Raw genomic sequence first — 18,022 nt, 5'->3', positions numbered from 1 at the left:
TCCGCTTTAATGGTTTCGTTGGCAATGTTTTGAACCTTAGCACAAACTTAGGCGATTCTGAACTTAACCATTGGTACACTTCGAGCTAAAGCACCTTCGGATCCGGCCCTACACTGATTGCGCTCAGTGTGGGGCTTTCTATTTGCTGACCCCACATTTGGAGCCGGTTGTTACCGGGGTTAACGGGTTTGCCCGCTTTCTAGCGGTGTTTAGCGGGCGGGTGCATTTGGTGGGCGATTCAAACTCATGGAGCGAATGCAGAGCCATTTTTAATGGTCAGTATGATTAGGCTGTTACTCTGGTTGGTTTGCAGGGGGATCTTGGTGAGCCGCGTTCCAAGCTTCCACTTGTTCGATCAGCAGTTTTTCCAGGAATCCAACAAGTTCTGACAAGTCTAGGTCTCCGGTTGCCGCCGAGGCATCGACCCTTTGCAAAATCCCGACATATTCATCTCGGTCGCGGCGAATAAGTTCTGGCAAAATCGGTTGGTACGGCAACCACCCTCCGGCTTTGACGCACAACACGAATAGGCACGCTGCCCTAGCAGTTCGACCATTGCCGTTGATAAACGGATGAATGCCATTCAGACGCCACAGAACAAATGCTGCGAGGCCTAAATCGTTCGCCTCGGCCCATTGTCGATTCACCAAGTTGGTGAAGTCGTCCATGAGGTCGGGTATCTGCCAAGCCTCTGGAAAGTTCGTGTTGTCGCCGACTTTTACAGGGCAAGGCCGGTACGACCCTGCATTGGGGTGCAAACAAGCAATAGCGTGGAAATTCAGGGCCTTGAGAACCGTTTGCGAAATGAACGGGCGGTCAGTGTCAATAGCCGCTTCCACCACAGACCTTAAAAAATCGTAGTGACGAATACCATTTTCAATTTCAAGTTTCTTGTAACTTGGGTGAGATTCATGCCCAGTTAAATCGTGTATAATCAAGCAGCTTGGCCTTCCCTTTCATCGACCAAACGCTCAACATCGGCGCGAGTAATCTCTGCATCATCTTCAATAGTGCTCATCACAAACGAAATGCGCTGCTCTCGTACCTCAGCCGGAGACATTTTTTGGCCAGCGGCCTCTTTCAGTGCAGCTATTAGGTCTGGGTTAGTCTTCAAATTGGTCATCAAATTAAACTCCTACGACAATGCCGACGCCCGGCCCGCTCCCCACGCAGGTATGCCATGAAGGTATTACTCACTAGTAATAATGTCACGAATTATTCGCGCGACTCTGCGTCAAATTGAATCAGCTAGCGGGAAATTGACCACAGCACCACCCTGCAAAGCAAAGGCCCCGCCGGAGCGGGGCCGTATTCAGCACTGGCTTGTGACTTGCTTTCGTCAGGACGGCCAGTGGCCCTTGGTAGGGTCTTAATGCGGATACTTCTCAGCAGTGCCGCCACGCCTAGTGGCAAAGTTGCTTGTTTCGCTTTTGGCTATCAATTGCGACAGTCATATCGATACCCTTTTGGTCATCACTCATGAGAGCGATTAGATTTTGTATCTGCCGCTCAAGCTTTGCAATACGTCCGTCAGCATGGTCGGCGTAGTGGAGTGCGGCTTTCAGCGCTTCAAGTAGCGCAGCCTGACGCTCGCGTGCGGCTTCGATAGAAGACCCTGGTGCAGGCACTTCCCGGTCCATGCCTTCATTGGCCTCGAGCCATGCTTCTGCCGCCTTATATGCGTCCGAAACTGCTGCTTCCGGAGTATCCCCGTCGCCCATGCAACCCGGCAAATCAGGGATGTACGCGGCATAGCCACCACCATCTTCTTCGGACAGCGACATTACGAGCGTAGGATAATCACGAAGACTCATGCTTTTCTCCCCTTAGCTTGTTTGTGTGATTTCGCAAAATTCACGAACTTTCTTACATATACGGGCTTAATGGGCCGTTTAAATGGCACCGGCAGAATTGATGGCAAGTATTCACTGGAAATTGTGAAATGACTACCCCTGCGCGGCCTCTTTATGCGAAGCCCAAGTTGCTTTGCAACAGTCTCGAAATCCGCAAAGCGCCAATCCGCTTTTGGGTTTGCCTCCATTCGAGCAAGCAAATCTTTCTTCGAAACCACTAACCTATCCGTATTCTTCCAAATATTGCTTTATTGCACCACATCGCAACGTCAGGCGCAAGTTTCCAAAGTAGACACGCTCAGGCTACCTCCGCATAGGGTGGTACGATATCATCACTGGCCAAAAGTGGAACAGAACCTATTGGTCGCCTTGAACTCTATTTGGCAAATCGGACGCCTGCGCCCCCGCCATTCTCGGGAATGAATTCTATACCTGCGGCCTCAAAGGCGGCAACTGCGGCATTCTGATTACCGACACTAAGACGCTTTGTTCGACCGCTCTCAAAGCTTCGCAATGTGTCCACCGATAGTCCTGACGCCTCCGCCAGTTCTTTTACCGACCACTGCTTGAGACCTCGGGCCGCTTTGCAAAGCTCTTGTGTAAGCTCCATCTTACCATTCCTACATAAAAAATGTCATCAGCTACACAAATAGTGTTGACACTAGTGGTATAGCATCTTACATATAACATGTAGGAAACAACAAACAAGGTGAGGTTTTCCGCCATGTATGACTGCCAGAACATCATGAACCGCGCCTGGGAGATTATGCAGGGCAAGAAGTTCCACCGGATCATCTGGCGCAATGCTCTGTGGCAAGCATGGGATGAAGCAAAGGAAGCCGTTCGCCGTGCGGGCATGTCTGACGCGGACCATATCCGCGAAGCAATCAACATGCTTCAAAACAAGGATACGTGGACCGATGGGGACTATCGCAAGAACGACGAGCTACACGCCGCTTTGCGCGTCGCACTGGACCACGAAGCCAAAGCAGAAGCCTACGCCGAAAAGCGCGACCTGATTGCCAAGGCAAAGGGCCGGTTTGTTTCAGTCACCTTCACCAAGCAGGATGGAACCCCGCGCACCATGCGCGTACAGCCCGCCACCCTGCGCCAGCACGTCAAAGGCGATACAGCGTCACAAGCGGCCCGTAAGGCCATTGAGACCCGCGCACGGCGTCACCCTCACCTGTTGGCAGTCTGGGACACTGAGGCACAAGCCCCGCGCTCTGTGAACCTCGCAACCGTGTCCCGCATCGCCGCTGACGGCCACATTCACACATTCCCCCGGTAAAGGATGAACCAATGCTAAAATCCGAAGCCGCGCCCCTGAAAGACCTGACCAAAGCCCTTGAGGGTCTGTCATGGGAAGAGCCTGAAACGCGGGGTTCAATTGCCGCGCAATCCCGCGCTCAGTTCTTTGCGGACACCATCGGGAAAAAGCCCCCGGCCCGGCTGCTAAGTGACGATGGCGCACCGTCGCCTGAGTTGCTGGCCTTCTGCGAGAAAACCGGCATGCCACTCGATTGGGTGTTCCTGGGCGATCTCCGGCCCGCAGTTCGGGCGGTGTACCGCGATCACCTCGCCAACCAACCACTCTGATTTTGTTCAAAGGAAGTGAAACCATCATGAAGCCTATGTCTAACATGAAACCTGCCTTCAAAGACGCGTATCTGAATGTCGAGTTTGGCACGCTTGAGCAGCGCTATGCGCATGTTCTCGAAACCTTTGACCTCGATAAATCGACCTCACCGCTTGTTCTGGACAAGGACGGGTGTCCGGACCTCAGCAGAATGCTTTGGGTTCACGAGCACGCGATCAATATAAACTGGTTCTGCTGGGGAAACCCTACATTTTTGCTACAAGATTATGCGGAGCGCCGGCTCAAGATGAAAGCGGGCGACGTGTATGACGTATGGGACATGAGCCTGTCCCCACCCGGATACATCATCCGCCCCGTGAAATACTCCCGGCACTGATCTTTAAGGGAATACCCCGGCCAAAACAGGGTAGACTGCAAGTAAAAGCGTTGCTTGAAATAATAATCAAGGAAATCAAGATGACACCTACGGAGAACGGAGAAAGTGAAATGGGCAAGGAAATCACAACGGCGAATATCAGTGATGCGATCTGCGAGATGCGCAGGATTGTGACGGTGTATGACGCCGCTATTGGTCTGCCGCGCCGCCACCCTGCGGCGACACGGCTTCTGACGCGCTCTGAGGCGCGTGCAGACGCCCAAACACCGCCCCCAGATACCCGGACACCTGAGGAGAGGCTGAACGGTGCTGTGCGGCGTTATATGGCGCTTGAGGGGTGGTTGGGCTACACGGACAAGGCTGCGTCCTCGGAAACGAGGCGCGTTGTGATCGATGACGGTGCTTGTGTCGACCGAGAGGGTCTACTGTCAGCGCTGCGCTGCGTGTCGGACGGGCTCAAAGGAAAGCGCATGGTGTATCGGGGGCGAAGTTGAATTTGTCGTCAATTTTACCCGTCTTGATAGCTTTTTTGAGGTCAACCATTTGGCCGAACCCCAATTGCTTTCAGGCGAATTTTCATCGCAGCGAGTGACACTCCGCACATATTAGCCAGAACCGGAACGTTGTCTTCTTCGGGGTCGTAATTAGCCCGAAGCACACTTGCGGGCATGAGTAAATCTGCCGCAAATTGATTGGCCTGTACCTCATGGGTAGGTGAAAACGGTTCATAAGGGTTTCTCTGCCCCGCCCGTGGGTGTGGTCGGTGTGTCGCCATCCTCTACGGCGGGGCAATTTTCGCGTGCCGCCACTGTTACTGGCTGGCCTATCCTTCGCAGCGTGAAAAGCCTGGGGATCGAGCGACACGGCGGGCGGATCGCATCCGCGACAAGATGGGCTGGCCCGGTGGCATCCTGGAAGGCGGCGACTGGGGCAAGCCCAAAGGGATGCACTGGCGCACCTATGAGCGACTTTGCCGGGAACACGACGCCCTGTCAAATCGCGCCCTGGTCGGGATCATGGACCACCTGAACCGCCTCACGAGTCGTTTCTAAAATAGGCTGATTTAGACAGGCCAACCTAAGGCCCTATCCCTCGTTTAGCGCGGCGAAGGTGGTAGGAAATAGGGCCGCTTTCTTCCGATAATTCTCAGCACAAAAAACTGGCACAGTTTCTAAGGCATCATCCGTTTCAAAATGAGGGTTCGACCTTGACAGGCCTCAGGCGGTGTCAGGTCAGGTGGTAAGGAGGTGCGTCACGCACCTTCATCATCTGTGTCGGGAGGGGGTGGAGGGGCGCGAAGCCTTACCTCGCGGGCTTTCCATTCGCCGAGGCTCTCAGCCCACGCTAGGGCCAAACCATATCCGATCCATCCGATTACAACGGTGTAAACAGCAACGTGCAGATCCATGAGCCAGTTAATGATCCGATTGACGCCCACCCAGTCCGTAGGGGCGACAGATTGGGGTCTGCACCACCCTTCACCGCACTCCGAAACCCCGTAGAGCCAGAATCCGTCGCGCGGCGAAGCAACGCCGTTTTGCAGCCATTCTATGGCTTGAGCAGCTAAAGGCACCGCTAAGCCAACCATGACCACCAGACCAAGGCCAAGTGCATACACCCAGAACCCAATCTGAGTGACTAGGATCAAAAAATCCTCAAACAGGTTCGAAATCTTTTCTAACATCTATCGCCTGGTGGTGGCGATCAGGCCGCTACAAGCGGTTCAATGTCCGAGACATCGACGGTCTTGCGGGCTGAGGCCATGTCAAAATTCGCCTACATATTGATCCAAAATTCCGGGGTTGTCCCGAGGGCCTTGGACAGGCGCAGAGCGGTATCCGGGGTCACGGCGGTTTGTTCCTTCACCAGCCGTTCGACGCGGGTGCGTGGCACGCCGATCAATTTGGCCAAGCCAATCGCAGATACACCAAGCGGCTCAAGAAATTCGTGCTTGAGGATTTCGCCGGGGTGCAGGGGTCGATCATCAGTCCCATCGCATTTCCTTTCAGTGGTAGTCCGTAAATTCAACATGAGCAGGACCGCCTTCGGTCCAGACGAAACAAAAGCGCCATTGGTCATTCACCCGGATCGAGTGTTGCCCTTTCCGGTCGCCTTGCAGCGCCTCAAGCCGGTTGCCGGTGGCACGCGCAAATCCTCAAGTTTGGTCGCTGCATCGAGCATGGTCAGCTTTCGGCGCACAACCTTCATGATACCGGCAGTTACAGCCAGATTGCGCGCGAGCGTTGTTTTTCCGGAACCGCCTTTCTGAGAGGCGATGAGAATCGTCTTCATGGTTTGTCTTTCCTGAAGCCACGGATAGCCCAGAGCAGAGCCACGCCTGTTGTGAAAGAAACAAGAATGGGAGCGAAGATTACCGCCGCGATGTCCTGCAGTTCGCGCATAGCCCGATCCACACTGATCCGATCCGGAAATCTCAGATTTCCGTCTGGTGTTTCTTGCGCTCTGTTAGCCAGTTCCGCCAATCGCGCAGAGGCATATTGATCGCCAGCATCGGCGGCATTCTGAGAAGCCCGCACCAAGTCGTCGTAACTTATTTGGCGGTCGCCATCACCCAAGGCGGATTTTGCGGTCTGGTAGTTGGTGATTACCTCATCAGGGCCCGATGCAATTACCACCACTACTGCCCACAGAACCGATAACACGATCCAAAGTCTTAAAAGGCCGCGCCCCCAAGCCAACTCAGTTCTCCGCCATTCCTATGAGAATCGTTTTCATTCCGCCTTCTAGCAAAGCGGCGCACTGGGGATATTTGCGCCATTCCATTTTACGCATTCCCGCGAAAATCTGTCCATAACCGTAAACAGCGCGAATAGCCTGTGCTCATCGAACTACCGGCGCTCGCCTGCACATGGACGACAAGCGGAACGCAAATGGTGCGTGCTTCAAATGTTTCGATATAAGGTCGTTCCCGAAGGAGCCGCCATTGGTGGTTGCTCACGGATAATCGCTCGTTAAGTAACGTGGGATACTACACGCACTGATTCGTAGATGACTCTTTGTTTCATGGGATTCCAATATACGAATGCGAATAGTATAGTTCTGCCGAGGTGAATGACATGCTTGAAAAAGGTAAATCGGTTCCTGCAAAGGTCATAGCGCGTTGGTTTCTGAACCATGTGGACCGTAATGCTGGCGAAGCTATAACTCACCTGAAACTTCAGAAACTAATCTACTACGCTGACGCATGGTTTTTGGCCAATTTTGATCGACCTTTGATTTCGGAAGATTTCGAGGCATGGGCGCACGGCCCGGTTGTCCGGGCGATTTATGCAAAGTATCGGGGTAATGGATGGGAGGCTCTACCACCTGAAACCGGAGCTCGGCCCCCTGCTGAAATTGAAGGCTTTTTGGAAGCGGTTTTTGATGAGTATGGTCAATTCAGTGCCAAGAAGTTGGAGAAGCTGACACATAGCGAGAGACCCTGGCTTGAAGCTCGCGGAGACTTACCGCCCGAAGCTGCCTCTAAGGCGATTATTTCAAAACTATCAATGCGCAACTTTTACGGCGAGAAAATTGGCAAAGAAACCGCAGCCAACCTTTAAGATAAACTCCGGTCAAATCACTAACCCCAGATCTTTGGAAGCGTCCAATGTTCGCCCGCAAAGACGAGAACCTGCGTCGGTAAATCTGAGGTATTATCAGCGTTCCAAAGAGTGCTTCTCAAAATGGAAACCGAAAGAACTCAAAGTCTTTTCAGGGTTTATCGAGAAGATGGCCACAAAGACCGAAGCGGATGTGACGTCCGTGACAAAAACCTGTCATTCACACAAAGGTGCGACGTCAAAACTGTTGCCAAAAGAAGTTAGCCCGGATGTCAGAATGTACAGCTTGGACGTTGGCCCAAAAGGGCGCGTACATGGGTTCTTTTCACAAGGAACATTCTTCCTCGTTTGGATCGACCGCGAAGGTAAAATTCTGGGTCACTAACACCAATGAGCTAATTGAAGAATATCCTTTGAGGCGTTGAATCATCTGGCAGAGCGCGGTATCCATGGCACCAACCAGTCTGAAGTCGCGCGGTACCTAATTATTCGCGGCTTGGATGAGTTGCGCCGGGACGGGTACTTTAGAAAAGAGACTTGAGCTGATTTCAAAAACTCCTGGCTGGCCGATTGAATGGCACGCACATCATACGCGCGTCATATCAACAGATTTGTCCCCCATATGTCCCCCAGCAACGTGGCGCGTGAGGCCTTAGCCCGAGCCAACCCAAGTGATATGCGTGATATCATACTGTTTTATTTTGGAAAAAAGTGGTGAGCCGTGCAGGATTCGAACCTGCGACCCACTGATTAAAAGTCAGTTGCTCTACCAACTGAGCTAACGGCCCACTCTTTTGTTGGATCTTGTCGATCCGTGGCGTTCTCTAAGGCATTTTCCCACCCGGGTTCAAGACCTTATTTTGCACCTCGTTTCGCCTTAACTTAACTTGTTTCCGGCGCCCCGATAGGCGGCCTAATTAGGCAGGTGGCGCGGGGGGGTCAACCCCTTTTTTCAGGAATCTTCACCGCAGGGTGGATTCCTTTCCAACGCAGGGTTATATGCCCGCCATGCAAGGATCACAGAAAACCGAATTGCCCTTCATGAAGATGCACGGGCTGGGCAACGACTTTGTCATTGTGGATGCGCGCGCGCAATCGGTTGAGATTTCGCCGGCCCTGGCGCGGGGAATCGGGCACCGGCAATTCGGTGTAGGATTCGATCAACTCGCGGTGATCGAAAACGGGGAATCGGACGCGCATCTGGTGTTTTATAACGCGGACGGGTCGACCTCGGCTGCGTGCGGGAACGCCACGCGCTGTATCGCCCGTTTTCTGATGGAAGAAACCGGCAAATCGGAACTGACACTGACCACCGAACGCGGCACACTATCTGCGCGTGACGCGGGGGACGGGTTGACCTCTGTGAACATGGGTCAACCGCAGCTGGACTGGCACGAGATTCCCTTGGCCGAAGAGGTCGAGACCTTGGAGTTACCGATCGAAGGCGCTCCGACGGCAACTGGCATGGGCAATCCCCATTGCACCTTCTTTGTTGAAAACGCCGAGGCGATCCCGCTGGAAGAATTTGGTGCGCGCTATGAATATCACCCGTTGTATCCCGAACGCACCAATGTGCAGGTGGCGCAAGTCATCGGACCGGATCACATCCGCATGCGCGTGTGGGAGCGGGGCGTGGGCATCACGCTGGCTTCGGGGTCGTCCTCTTGTGCGACGGCGGTCGCAGCTGCCCGTCTTGGTCTGACCGGCCGTAAGGTGCAGATAGAATTGGACGGTGGCACCATCTGGATCGATTGGCGCGAAGATGGGGTCTGGATGACCGGCCCGACCTGCCATGTGTTTTCGGGTACTCTGACATCGGAATTTTTGGAGTCGCTGGGATGAGCGCCCCCAAATTCACCACTTTGGGTTGCCGCCTGAACGCCTATGAGACCGAGGCGATGAAAGAGCTGTCACAGCAGGCAGGACTGTCTAATGCGGTTGTGGTGAATACCTGCGCAGTGACGGCTGAGGCCGTGCGCAAGGCCCGGCAGGAAATTCGTAAGCTGCGGCGGGAAAACCCGAACGCGCGGCTAATCGTGACCGGGTGTGCGGCGCAAACCGAACCCGAAACCTTTTCCCAGATGGAGGAGGTCGACGCGGTTATCGGCAACACCGAAAAAATGCAGCTCGACACCTGGAAAGGCATGGCCGCGGATTTCATCGGTGAGACTGAGGCTGTGCAGGTCGACGACATTATGTCCGTCACCGAGACGGCCGGGCATTTGATCGATGGGTTTGGCACCCGCTCGCGCGCTTATGTGCAGGTCCAGAATGGCTGTGACCACCGCTGCACCTTCTGCATCATTCCTTATGGCCGCGGCAACTCGCGCAGCGTTCCAGCGGGCGTGGTAGTGGATCAGATCAAGCGGCTTGTGGACCGGGGTTATAACGAGGTTGTGCTAACCGGTGTTGACCTGACCTCGTGGGGTGCGGACCTGCCCGCAGAGCCCAAGTTAGGTGATCTGGTCATGCGCATCCTGAAACTGGTGCCAGACCTGCCGCGTCTGCGGATCAGCTCGATAGATTCCATCGAAGTAGATGAGAACCTGATGCAGGCCATCGCGACCGAGCCACGCCTGATGCCGCATCTGCACCTGTCGCTGCAGCACGGGGACGATCTGATCCTGAAGCGGATGAAGCGCCGCCACCTGCGCGACGACGCCATCCGTTTTACTGAAGAGGCCCGCAAGCTACGGCCTGAGATGACCTTTGGCGCCGACATCATCGCTGGCTTCCCGACCGAGACCGACGCGCACTTCGAGAATTCTCTGAAACTGGTCGCTGACTGCGATCTGACTTGGCTGCACGTCTTTCCCTATTCGAAACGCGACGGCACCCCTGCGGCCCGCATCCCGCAGCAGGTAAACGGTAACATCATCAAGGACCGCGCTGCCCGCCTGCGCACGGCGGGTGAGGCTCAGGTCGCCAAACACCTGACCGCCCAAATCGGCAAGACCCATCACATCCTGATGGAAAATCCGCATATGGGTCGGACCGAACAGTTTACCGAGGTCACTTTCAACGCTCCGCAAACCGAGGGACAGATTGTGACGGCGGAAGTGCTGGGTTGCTCCGATACACAGCTGACCGCCTGAGCCAAAACCGTTCAGTTGACGACAGCAGAAACGGCCGCAGTGTCATAGAATTCTTCGTATTCGCAAACCAACCCATCGCGGAAACGGCAAATGATGACAATCGGCGTTTCGACAGTCTTGCCAGTGCCTTTGTGCGTCCAGGCGCAGGCCCCGATGCCGACGACACGGTCGTCCTGAGCGATGGTGTCTTTCAGGGTCCAATGCTGCATTTCAAATGCGGCGGTCAGGTCTTCCAGATACTCTTGCATCTCGGCCCGACCATCGCGCCCGCAGCTGAAATCCAGACCATATTGCCCCCGACCCAGAGAACGCATGCACAGGTCCTCGGTCGTGTATTTGTCCCACATCCCGATGTCTGATGCTTTGCTGTCGTTCCATTCTGCAAATGCTTTCCGCATCTTTTCGACATTGCTCTGCGTGTCCATAATCCGTTCTCCCAAATGTAATGCGCTGAAAATGTACTGCCCCTGAAACACCAAAGGACACGGTGAGTATAACACCGGGAGCTATTCAAACAAAAAAGGCCCAGCGCTGAGCACCGGACCTTTTAGAAATCAGGAATGATATCCGATCAGTCTTTCTTCTTACCTTTTACGCCTGCCCACAGACGTTTGTTAACCAGGTACAGCAGCACCGACAACAGCGACAGGAAGATAACGCCGACGAAGCCCGAATACTTGCGCTCCATCATCTTAGGCTCGGCGGTCCACATCAGGAAGGCTGCGATGTCCTCGGACATGGCTTCAACCGTGGCCGGATGACCATCGGCGAATTCGACCTGATCTTCGGCCAGCGGCGGAGCCATCGAAATCCAACCACCGGGGAAGGCGGTGTTTTCGTACAGGATCGTGCCTGCTTCTTCTTTTTCCTTACCGGTATAGCCATCCAGCAGCGAGGCGATGTATTCCGCGCCACCCATGCCTTTGAACAGCTGGTTGATGCCCAGACCATAAGGGCCATGGAAGCCGGCACGGGCCTTGGCCATCAGGCTCAGGTCCGGTGCGCCAACACCGGTATTGGCCGGGAAGTGGTCGGTCGGGATCGCTGGGCGGAAATCGTCCAGCTCGGGATCGAACACTTCGAAATTGTCGGCCGCATAGGTGATGACCTGCTCTTCCGAATAGCCCAGATCTTCGAGGGTCCGCAGAGGCACATATTGCAGCCCGTGGCAGGCCGCGCAGACCTCGGTATAGACCTGAAGACCACGCTGCAGCTGGCCCTTGTCCCAGGTGCCAAATGGGCCTTCGAACGAGAAGTGGAAATCCTCGATATGCTGCTCGCCGCCGCCTGCCGCGAAAGACGCAGCAGGGGTCAGGGCCAGAGCAAACGCGGCACCGATTGCAAGTTTTTTGAACATGTTTCCGGTCCCTCTTCTTACTCGGCCGGCGTGGCGTCGGCGTCAGCCTTGCCATAATGCGCGTTGAAGTCTTCTTCGATGGTCTCAGGCTGGGCCAGAGGTTTCTCGATCACACCGAGGATCGGCAGGATCACGAAGAAATAGGCGAACCAGTAGGCGGACGCGATCAGCGAGAAGGTCGCATAGGGCTCTTCCGCAGGCATCGCACCCAGCCACATCAGGGCAAAAAAGTCGATGACCAGCAGGTAGAACCACCATTTGAACAGCGGGCGGTACTTGCCCGAACGCACAGTCGATGTGTCCAGCCAGGGCGCCAGCGCCATGGCCAGGATCGCACCGAACATCGCGATCACACCAAAGAACTTGGCGTCGATGATGCCGCCGGTAATGAAGCTGGCGAATTGTACAACCCAGACTTCACCGGTGAAGGCACGCAGGATCGCGTAGAACGGCAGGAAGTACCATTCGGGCACGATGTGCGCAGGTGTCACCAGCGGGTTAGCTTCGATATAGTTGTCGGGGTGGCCCAGATAGTTCGGCATGAAACCGACAATTGCCCAGAACACGACCAGGATCACGGCCAGTGCGAACAGGTCCTTGATCACGAAGTAGGGCCAGAACGGCAGCGTGTCTTTCTCGGCTTCGGCTTTCGAACCGCGACGCACTTCAACACCTGTGGGGTTGTTGTTGCCTGTGGTGTGGAAGGCCCAGATATGCACGACAACCAGCGCCGCGATAACGAACGGCAGCAGGTAGTGCAGCGAGAAGAAGCGGTTCAGCGTGGCGTTGTCCACCGCGGGTCCGCCCAGCAACCAGGTCTGGATTGCTTCACCCACGAACGGGATCGCGCCAAACAGGCCGGTGATAACGGTCGCACCCCAGAAGGACATCTGACCCCAGGGCAGAACATAGCCCATGAAGGCGGTGCCCATCATCATCAGGTAAATCAGCATCCCGATGATCCACGTGATTTCACGCGGAGCTTTGTACGAGCCGTAGAAAAGGCCACGGAAAATGTGGATGTATACCGCGACAAAGAACAGCGACGCGCCGTTCATGTGCAGATACCGCAGCATATAGCCGCCATTCACGTTGCGCATGATGTGCTCAATGCTGGCGAAGGCCAGATCGACATGCGGGGTGTAGTGCATCACCAGAACGATACCGGTGACGATTTGCAGCGCCAGGCAGAACGCCAGGACGATGCCCCAGATCCACCACCAGTTCAGGTTCTTCGGTGTGGGGATCATGATGGTGTCGTAGATCAGGCCGACGATGGGCAGGCGGCTGTTCAGCCACTTCTCGCCGTTTGTCTTCGGCTCGTAATGATCGTGGGGAATTCCGGACATAAGTTGGGTCTCCCTTAGCCGAGTCTGATGGTGCTGTTGTCGACCCATTCCGCCGGGGGAACAGGCAGGTTTTCAGGCGCGGGGCCTTTGCGGATACGTCCGGCTAGATCGTAGTGCGATCCGTGGCAGGGGCAAAACCAGCCACCAAAGTCACCAGCATCACCCAACGGCACACAACCCAAGTGGGTGCAGACGCCCATTTGGACGATCCATGCGCCCGGCGCTTCGCCCTCGGGCGACGGCATCACGCGGTTGGCATCGGTTGCCGGCGCATCTGCGTTCAGGTTGAAGTTACGGGCCAGCGGATCAGGCAGTGCGTCGACACCTTCTGCATCCTGCTCTTGTGCTTCCTGAATCTCGGCACCGGTGCGGTGGCGAATAAAGACAGGTTTACCCAGCCATTTCACCGTCAGCTGCGTTCCCGGCTCGACGCCGCTCACATCCACGCGGATCGAGGACAGCGCCTGAACGTCTGCCGATGGGTTCATTTGGTTGATCAGGGGCCATACGGCAGCACCCGTCGCAACGACACCTGCGCCGCCAGCGACGTAGTAGAGGAAATCTCTGCGGGTGCCTTCGTGGTCTTCTGCGTGGGACACGAGGTTTTCTCCGATTCCGGCGCCCGGGGGTACCGGGCAAACATGCATCAGCACCGCATCAAAGCGGCGTCTCATCGCGGCTATCTAGCCGGGAGAAATCGGTTCGTCCAGCGGTCATAGGCGCGCACTACGCCGCATCTGGGCATTCATGTCACAACGAAGGGGTATTTTTTCAAGATTTCGACCGGTTTAAGCGGGGAAATCCGCCAATCGCCCGAAATGATACGCCATGTGATTCGGGTCAGAGAAGCACCCAGGGGAAGGCGTCGATGAGCTAAATCATGTCGCGCCCAAAAAAGCTCTACAGGCACGATTAAGACCAAATTCTGCCACGTAAATTTCCCCTTCTACGAAATGTGTGGCCAATTAAAAACTGAGTTGAAAATGTATATTTTATAGTAGGTTACACATGGCAGAATTTGATTGCACTTTTAACGGGAATCCTTGAAGGCCGGGGCAATCCCAATCACCTCAGGACGTTTCATATGCCAAACCCCATATCAAAGCTTTTTGTCCCCACGCTGGCTCTTGTTCTGGCCCTTGCTTCACAGGCCACAGCCGCCGGTGATCCGGCGAAGGGCGAAAAACTCTATAACCGCTGCTCTTCCTGCCACGCGATCATTAAAGATGGCGAGGTTTTGGTCAAAGGGGGCATCACCGGGCCGAATCTTTACGGCGTCGTGGGTCGCGTGGCCGGATCCGAAAATGACTATCGCTATGGCAGCGAACGCCTGCCCATCGGCATGTTCACCGATGACATGATCCGTGCGGGTGATGAGGGCCTGGTCTGGACCGAGGAAAACATCATTGCCTATTCCCAGGATCCAATCAGTTTCATTCGGGAGTTTCTAGATGACGAAAAAGCCCGCCCGAACATGAGCGTCAAGCTTAAGAAAGGCGCCGAGGACATCGCGGCCTATCTGGCCACCTTCGGCGGCCAGTAAAAGCAACGGCCCCGCCCTGGCGTCAGCGCGGGGCCCGTTTCTTAGCTCGCCGGGCGTGTGACAACCATGCTGGGACGCTCGCTGAAGTCTGCATACCACGCGGCCAGAGCATCATTGCCCTTGCGCCAACCACGCGCATCGTGTCGCAGATCCAGATAGCCCAGCGCGCAGGCCACAGCGATCTGCCCCATATCCAACGGACCCGACAGATGCGCCATCCAGCGTTGGTTCAGCGCAGCGCAGGCACGCTCGATCTTGCCCCATTGCGCATCCAGCCAGCCATCCCACTGCTTATCCTCGGGCCTAAAGCGTTGTTCGTACGCCATCGCCAGAGCTGAATCCAAAATACCGTCTGCCAGTGCTTCCAGCGTCAGCACGTCCCAGCGACCGGCACCATCGGAGTACATCCCGGCCTTGGCTCGCGAATCCAGAAAGGCACAGATGACTCGGCTGTCGAACAGAGTCGGACCATCAGGCCGCTCCAACGCCGGGATTCTGGTCAATGGCGCCTTGCCTAACAGGGAATCGGCCGGATCCAGCGGCGTAGTGGCGACGGTCATCACCTCGACATCGTCAAGCTGGTCAGTTTCATGCAGCAAAACCATTACCTTGCGCACATAGGGCGACATCGGGCTGTGATAGAGTTTCATTCACTTCCTCCTTGGTTGCGGCGACCTTACAGCAGCGCAGGTGAAACGAAACCCGCCAATTGCCGGACTTACCCCCTTGCGAAAGCGCGCGCGCATTGGCAAGGTCTCGCTCGTTCTCAGGGCGGGGCGAAATTCCCCACCGGCGGTATGCGGGCCATTACCCGTAAGCCCGCGAGCGGCCTCGGTTTCGGGGTGACAAGCAGATCTGGTGAGAGGCCAGAGCCGACGGTTACAGTCCGGATGAAAGAGAACGTGCTGATGCGCCGCCGTACGGCGTGTCTGCTCGTGATCGCCTTGGGTGACGTGTCTGTTACGAAAGGAGATCACGATGACACACACCCGCTATGCTTTTATCAAAGCCAACTGGCATTCCGATATCGTCGACCGTGCGCTGGACGGGTTTTTGGAACTCATCCCAGCTGAACAGGTAGATGTCTTCGACGTCCCCGGCGCGTTCGAGATGCCTCTGCTCGCCCGCGATCTGGCTCAAACCGGGCGCTACGCCGCTGTCGCTTGCGCCGCCTTTGTGGTGGATGGCGGCATCTACCGGCACGATTTTGTCGCGCAGGCCGTGGTCGACGGGCTGATGCGCGCAGGGATGGACACAGGCGTTCCGGTCCTCTCGGTGTCGCTGACCCCGCACCAGTATCAGGAAACCGATCACCACAACGCTATCTACCGCGACCACTTCGTGCAAAAGGGCCGCGAAGCAGCGCAGGCGGCGCTGAAAATCACTGAAACCCGCGCCGGATTGGCTTCGGCTGCGTGATATGAACAAGGTTGGGGTCAAATAGCCCCAACCGCAAATCCGCTTGAGGCCGCGGGACTTGACCGCTAATCACATCGTTCAAAGGAGCACGCCCCATGTCGATGAACAGCTTTGGACACCTTTTCCGCGTCACCACCTGGGGTGAAAGCCACGGACCCGCTTTGGGCGCCACCGTCGATGGCTGCCCGCCGGGTGTTACCATCGACGAAAGCATGATCCAGCACTGGCTGGACAAGCGCAAACCGGGGCAGAACAAATTTACCACTCAACGGCGTGAACCCGATCAGGTGAAAATCCTGTCCGGCGTGTTCGAAGGCCAGACCACCGGCACACCCGTGCAGCTGATGATCGAGAACACCGACCAGCGCTCGAAAGATTACGGCGATATCATGGACAAGTTCCGTCCAGGCCACGCCGATATCACCTATTGGCAGAAATACGGCATCCGGGATTATCGCGGTGGCGGGCGCAGCTCGGCCCGTGAAACGGCTTCGCGAGTGGCTGCAGGGGGGCTGGCACGCGAGGCGATCAAACAGATCGCGCCCAATGTGCAGATCACCGGCTACATGGTGCAAATGGGACCGCGCAAGATTGATCGTGCCAATTTCGACTGGGCGCAGATCGAACAAAACCCGTTCTGGACGCCCGACACACAAGCCGCCGAGGACTGGGCGACCTACCTGGATGATCTGCGCAAATCCGGCAACTCGGTCGGCGCGGTTGTCGAAGTTGTGGCACGCGGCGTTCCCGCCGGGATAGGCGCGCCTGTTTACGCCAAATTAGACACTGATCTGGCCGCTGCGATGATGTCGATCAACGCCGTCAAAGGCGTTGAGATCGGGGAAGGCATGGCCGCAGCCGAACTGACCGGCGAGACCAATGCAGATGAGATTTTCATGGGACAGGACGGCCCGCAATACAGCAGCAACCATGCGGGCGGTATTCTGGGCGGCATTTCCACCGGTCAGGACCTTGTGGTGCGGTTTGCGGTGAAACCAACCTCGTCAATCCTAACCACCCGCAAGACCATTACCAAATCCGGTGATGAAACCGAGATCATTACCAAGGGCCGCCACGACCCCTGCGTGGGAATCCGCGCGGTTCCGGTGGGTGAGGCGATGATGGCCTGCGTGATCCTCGACCACCTGCTGCTGCACCGTGGGCAGATCGGAGAGAACCGTGGACGGATCGGCTGATCTGCGCGCGCGTCTGCGCGCTGTTGTCGCCCAACGGATGGAAACCGATCCAGCGCATGATCTGGCGCATCTGGACCGGGTTTGGGTGAACGCTCAGGCCATCGCTGACGATCAGGCCGATATGCCCGTGTTGTTGGCCGCCAGCTACCTGCATGACCTGGTGAATCTGTCCAAGGACAACCCCGACCGCCATCTGGCATCCCGCCAATCCGCGCAGGAATCAGAGCCTATTCTGGATAAACTTGGCTATAGCGCAGATCAAATCCGCGCCATTCAGCACGCGATTGAGGCACACAGCTTTTCGGCCAATATCACGCCGGTATCGCCCGAGGCCTGCATTCTGCGCGATGCGGATCGACTGGACGCGCTGGGCGCGATTGGCATTGCGCGAAACTTTTCCGTCTCAGGTGCTTTGGGACGGGCGCTTTACGATCCAGCAGATCCGTTTGCCACGAATCGGTCACTGGACGACCTGACCTATTCGCTGGACCATTGGAAGGTGAAATTGCTGGGTCTACCCGGCGATATGCTGACCGAGGGCGGAAAAATCCTTGCGCGGCAACGCATCGAGCTGATGATCCGGTTTCTGGAGGATTTCGCCGAGGAGATCGGCCAGTCTCTGCCTTCGGACTGGACGAATTCCTAAATCCACGCGTTGATCTTTGCCGAAC

27 protein-coding genes, 1 tRNA gene and 1 riboswitch are annotated in these 18,022 nt (G+C 56.0%); of the genes, 12 read left to right on the top strand and 16 right to left on the bottom strand.

The window, feature by feature from the left end; genetic code table 11:
• Window positions 1-293 precede the first annotated feature (293 nt).
• The 4 genes from ACR0DT_RS11330 to ACR0DT_RS11315 all read right to left on the bottom strand — a co-directional run bounded on the left by ACR0DT_RS11330 (window position 294) and on the right by ACR0DT_RS11315 (window position 2,463).
• Window positions 294-938 (bottom strand): Fic family protein, encoded by a 645-nt coding sequence (locus tag ACR0DT_RS11330; protein ID WP_480710837.1) that lies wholly within the window; start codon window positions 936-938, stop codon window positions 294-296.
• Entirely contained in the window at window positions 935-1,123 is a 189-nt protein-coding gene (locus ACR0DT_RS11325) for a hypothetical protein (RefSeq protein WP_480710836.1), read from the bottom strand. The genes ACR0DT_RS11330 and ACR0DT_RS11325 overlap by 4 nt, the downstream gene beginning before the upstream one ends.
• A 280-nt stretch (window positions 1,124-1,403) precedes the next feature.
• On the bottom strand, window positions 1,404-1,814 hold the full coding sequence (locus tag ACR0DT_RS11320; RefSeq protein WP_480710835.1) for a type II toxin-antitoxin system HicB family antitoxin: 411 nt from the start codon (window positions 1,812-1,814) through the stop codon (window positions 1,404-1,406).
• 415 nt (window positions 1,815-2,229) lie between these two features.
• The gene (locus tag ACR0DT_RS11315; protein ID WP_480710834.1) at window positions 2,230-2,463 is read right to left on the bottom strand and encodes a helix-turn-helix domain-containing protein; all 234 of its coding nucleotides are present in this window, start codon (window positions 2,461-2,463) and stop codon (window positions 2,230-2,232) included.
• Window positions 2,464-2,562: 99 nt separating this feature from the next.
• On the opposite strand from ACR0DT_RS11315, the gene ACR0DT_RS11310 reads away from it, so the two are divergent.
• The 4 genes from ACR0DT_RS11310 (at window position 2,563) to ACR0DT_RS11295 (ending at window position 4,323) form a co-directional block, all read left to right on the top strand.
• Entirely contained in the window at window positions 2,563-3,144 is a 582-nt protein-coding gene (locus ACR0DT_RS11310; protein ID WP_480710833.1) for a hypothetical protein, read from the top strand.
• 11 nt (window positions 3,145-3,155) lie between these two features.
• Window positions 3,156-3,452 carry a hypothetical protein gene (locus tag ACR0DT_RS11305; RefSeq protein WP_480710832.1) on the top strand — a complete coding sequence of 99 codons (297 nt, stop codon included), beginning with the start codon at window positions 3,156-3,158 and terminating at the stop codon, window positions 3,450-3,452.
• 26 nt (window positions 3,453-3,478) lie between these two features.
• On the top strand, window positions 3,479-3,829 hold the full coding sequence (locus ACR0DT_RS11300) for a hypothetical protein (protein ID WP_480710831.1): 351 nt from the start codon (window positions 3,479-3,481) through the stop codon (window positions 3,827-3,829).
• Window positions 3,830-3,909: 80 nt separating this feature from the next.
• Window positions 3,910-4,323, top strand: coding sequence for a hypothetical protein (locus ACR0DT_RS11295; RefSeq protein WP_480710830.1), 414 nt, complete (start codon window positions 3,910-3,912; stop codon window positions 4,321-4,323).
• A 41-nt stretch (window positions 4,324-4,364) separates the two neighbouring features.
• Here ACR0DT_RS11295 and ACR0DT_RS11290 read toward each other — a convergent pair whose 3' ends face one another.
• The 6 genes from ACR0DT_RS11290 to ACR0DT_RS11265 all read right to left on the bottom strand — a co-directional run bounded on the left by ACR0DT_RS11290 (window position 4,365) and on the right by ACR0DT_RS11265 (window position 6,528).
• The gene (locus ACR0DT_RS11290; protein WP_480710829.1) at window positions 4,365-4,604 is read right to left on the bottom strand and encodes an ImmA/IrrE family metallo-endopeptidase; all 240 of its coding nucleotides are present in this window, start codon (window positions 4,602-4,604) and stop codon (window positions 4,365-4,367) included.
• Between the two features lie 477 nt (window positions 4,605-5,081).
• Entirely contained in the window at window positions 5,082-5,513 is a 432-nt protein-coding gene (locus ACR0DT_RS11285; protein ID WP_480710828.1) for a hypothetical protein, read from the bottom strand.
• 92 nt (window positions 5,514-5,605) lie between these two features.
• Window positions 5,606-5,860, bottom strand: coding sequence for a HigA family addiction module antitoxin (locus tag ACR0DT_RS11280; RefSeq protein ID WP_480710827.1), 255 nt, complete (start codon window positions 5,858-5,860; stop codon window positions 5,606-5,608).
• Window positions 5,835-5,912 (bottom strand): hypothetical protein, encoded by a 78-nt coding sequence (locus ACR0DT_RS11275; RefSeq protein WP_480711025.1) that lies wholly within the window; start codon window positions 5,910-5,912, stop codon window positions 5,835-5,837. The genes ACR0DT_RS11280 and ACR0DT_RS11275 overlap by 26 nt, the downstream gene beginning before the upstream one ends.
• Window positions 5,909-6,121, bottom strand: a complete 213-nt coding sequence (locus tag ACR0DT_RS11270; protein ID WP_480710826.1) for a ParA family protein — start codon at window positions 6,119-6,121, stop codon at window positions 5,909-5,911. The genes ACR0DT_RS11275 and ACR0DT_RS11270 overlap by 4 nt, the downstream gene beginning before the upstream one ends.
• The gene (locus ACR0DT_RS11265; protein WP_480710825.1) at window positions 6,118-6,528 is read right to left on the bottom strand and encodes a hypothetical protein; all 411 of its coding nucleotides are present in this window, start codon (window positions 6,526-6,528) and stop codon (window positions 6,118-6,120) included. Before ACR0DT_RS11265 ends, ACR0DT_RS11270 begins: the two co-directional genes overlap by 4 nt.
• Before the next feature lie 378 nt (window positions 6,529-6,906).
• On the opposite strand from ACR0DT_RS11265, the gene ACR0DT_RS11260 reads away from it, so the two are divergent.
• Window positions 6,907-7,392 (top strand): Panacea domain-containing protein, encoded by a 486-nt coding sequence (locus ACR0DT_RS11260; RefSeq protein WP_480710824.1) that lies wholly within the window; start codon window positions 6,907-6,909, stop codon window positions 7,390-7,392.
• A complete protein-coding gene (locus tag ACR0DT_RS11255; RefSeq protein ID WP_480710823.1) occupies window positions 7,364-7,777 on the top strand; it encodes an MAG6450 family protein in 414 nt (137 codons plus the stop codon). Before ACR0DT_RS11260 ends, ACR0DT_RS11255 begins: the two co-directional genes overlap by 29 nt.
• Window positions 7,778-8,104: 327 nt before the next feature.
• Here ACR0DT_RS11255 and ACR0DT_RS11250 read toward each other — a convergent pair.
• Window positions 8,105-8,180, bottom strand: a tRNA-Lys gene (locus tag ACR0DT_RS11250).
• Between the two features lie 211 nt (window positions 8,181-8,391).
• On the opposite strand from ACR0DT_RS11250, the gene dapF reads away from it, so the two are divergent.
• Both dapF and mtaB read left to right on the top strand, forming a co-directional pair.
• Window positions 8,392-9,234 (top strand): diaminopimelate epimerase, encoded by an 843-nt coding sequence (gene dapF / locus ACR0DT_RS11245; protein WP_480710822.1) that lies wholly within the window; start codon window positions 8,392-8,394, stop codon window positions 9,232-9,234.
• Window positions 9,231-10,487, top strand: a complete 1,257-nt coding sequence (mtaB, locus tag ACR0DT_RS11240) for a tRNA (N(6)-L-threonylcarbamoyladenosine(37)-C(2))-methylthiotransferase MtaB (RefSeq protein WP_480710821.1) — start codon at window positions 9,231-9,233, stop codon at window positions 10,485-10,487. The genes dapF and mtaB overlap by 4 nt, the downstream gene beginning before the upstream one ends.
• A gap of 11 nt (window positions 10,488-10,498) precedes the next feature.
• On the opposite strand, the gene ACR0DT_RS11235 is transcribed toward mtaB, so the two are convergent.
• From ACR0DT_RS11235 to petA, 4 genes are all read right to left on the bottom strand, one after another.
• Complete coding sequence (locus ACR0DT_RS11235; RefSeq protein ID WP_480710820.1) at window positions 10,499-10,912, bottom strand: nuclear transport factor 2 family protein; 414 nt, start codon at window positions 10,910-10,912, stop codon at window positions 10,499-10,501.
• A gap of 146 nt (window positions 10,913-11,058) precedes the next feature.
• The gene (locus ACR0DT_RS11230; RefSeq protein WP_480710819.1) at window positions 11,059-11,844 is read right to left on the bottom strand and encodes a cytochrome c1; all 786 of its coding nucleotides are present in this window, start codon (window positions 11,842-11,844) and stop codon (window positions 11,059-11,061) included.
• A 17-nt stretch (window positions 11,845-11,861) separates the two neighbouring features.
• Window positions 11,862-13,193 (bottom strand): cytochrome b, encoded by a 1,332-nt coding sequence (petB, locus tag ACR0DT_RS11225; RefSeq protein WP_480710818.1) that lies wholly within the window; start codon window positions 13,191-13,193, stop codon window positions 11,862-11,864.
• A gap of 14 nt (window positions 13,194-13,207) precedes the next feature.
• Window positions 13,208-13,792 (bottom strand): ubiquinol-cytochrome c reductase iron-sulfur subunit, encoded by a 585-nt coding sequence (gene petA / locus ACR0DT_RS11220; protein WP_058282814.1) that lies wholly within the window; start codon window positions 13,790-13,792, stop codon window positions 13,208-13,210.
• A 485-nt stretch (window positions 13,793-14,277) separates the two neighbouring features.
• Here petA and ACR0DT_RS11215 point away from each other — a divergent pair, with 485 nt between their 5' ends.
• Entirely contained in the window at window positions 14,278-14,736 is a 459-nt protein-coding gene (locus ACR0DT_RS11215) for a c-type cytochrome (RefSeq protein ID WP_480710817.1), read from the top strand.
• A gap of 41 nt (window positions 14,737-14,777) precedes the next feature.
• On the opposite strand, the gene ACR0DT_RS11210 is transcribed toward ACR0DT_RS11215, so the two are convergent.
• Entirely contained in the window at window positions 14,778-15,386 is a 609-nt protein-coding gene (locus ACR0DT_RS11210) for a glutathione S-transferase (protein ID WP_480710816.1), read from the bottom strand.
• A gap of 108 nt (window positions 15,387-15,494) precedes the next feature.
• Window positions 15,495-15,642: riboswitch (FMN riboswitch) on the top strand.
• A 72-nt stretch (window positions 15,643-15,714) separates the two neighbouring features.
• Here ACR0DT_RS11210 and ACR0DT_RS11205 point away from each other — a divergent pair.
• From ACR0DT_RS11205 to ACR0DT_RS11195, 3 genes are all read left to right on the top strand, one after another.
• The gene (locus ACR0DT_RS11205; RefSeq protein WP_480710815.1) at window positions 15,715-16,155 is read left to right on the top strand and encodes a 6,7-dimethyl-8-ribityllumazine synthase; all 441 of its coding nucleotides are present in this window, start codon (window positions 15,715-15,717) and stop codon (window positions 16,153-16,155) included.
• Between the two features lie 95 nt (window positions 16,156-16,250).
• Window positions 16,251-17,351: a chorismate synthase gene (gene aroC, locus ACR0DT_RS11200; RefSeq protein ID WP_480710814.1), complete on the top strand. Its 1,101-nt coding sequence runs from the start codon at window positions 16,251-16,253 to the stop codon at window positions 17,349-17,351.
• Window positions 17,335-17,997, top strand: coding sequence for an HD domain-containing protein (locus tag ACR0DT_RS11195; protein WP_480710813.1), 663 nt, complete (start codon window positions 17,335-17,337; stop codon window positions 17,995-17,997). The genes aroC and ACR0DT_RS11195 overlap by 17 nt, the downstream gene beginning before the upstream one ends.
• The last annotated feature ends 25 nt before the right edge of the window (window positions 17,998-18,022 follow it).

This window comes from Ruegeria sp. BI11, assembly GCF_056538005.1.
Note: the sequence above shows the minus strand (reverse complement) of the source record. Positions and strands in the feature narration are given on the sequence as shown.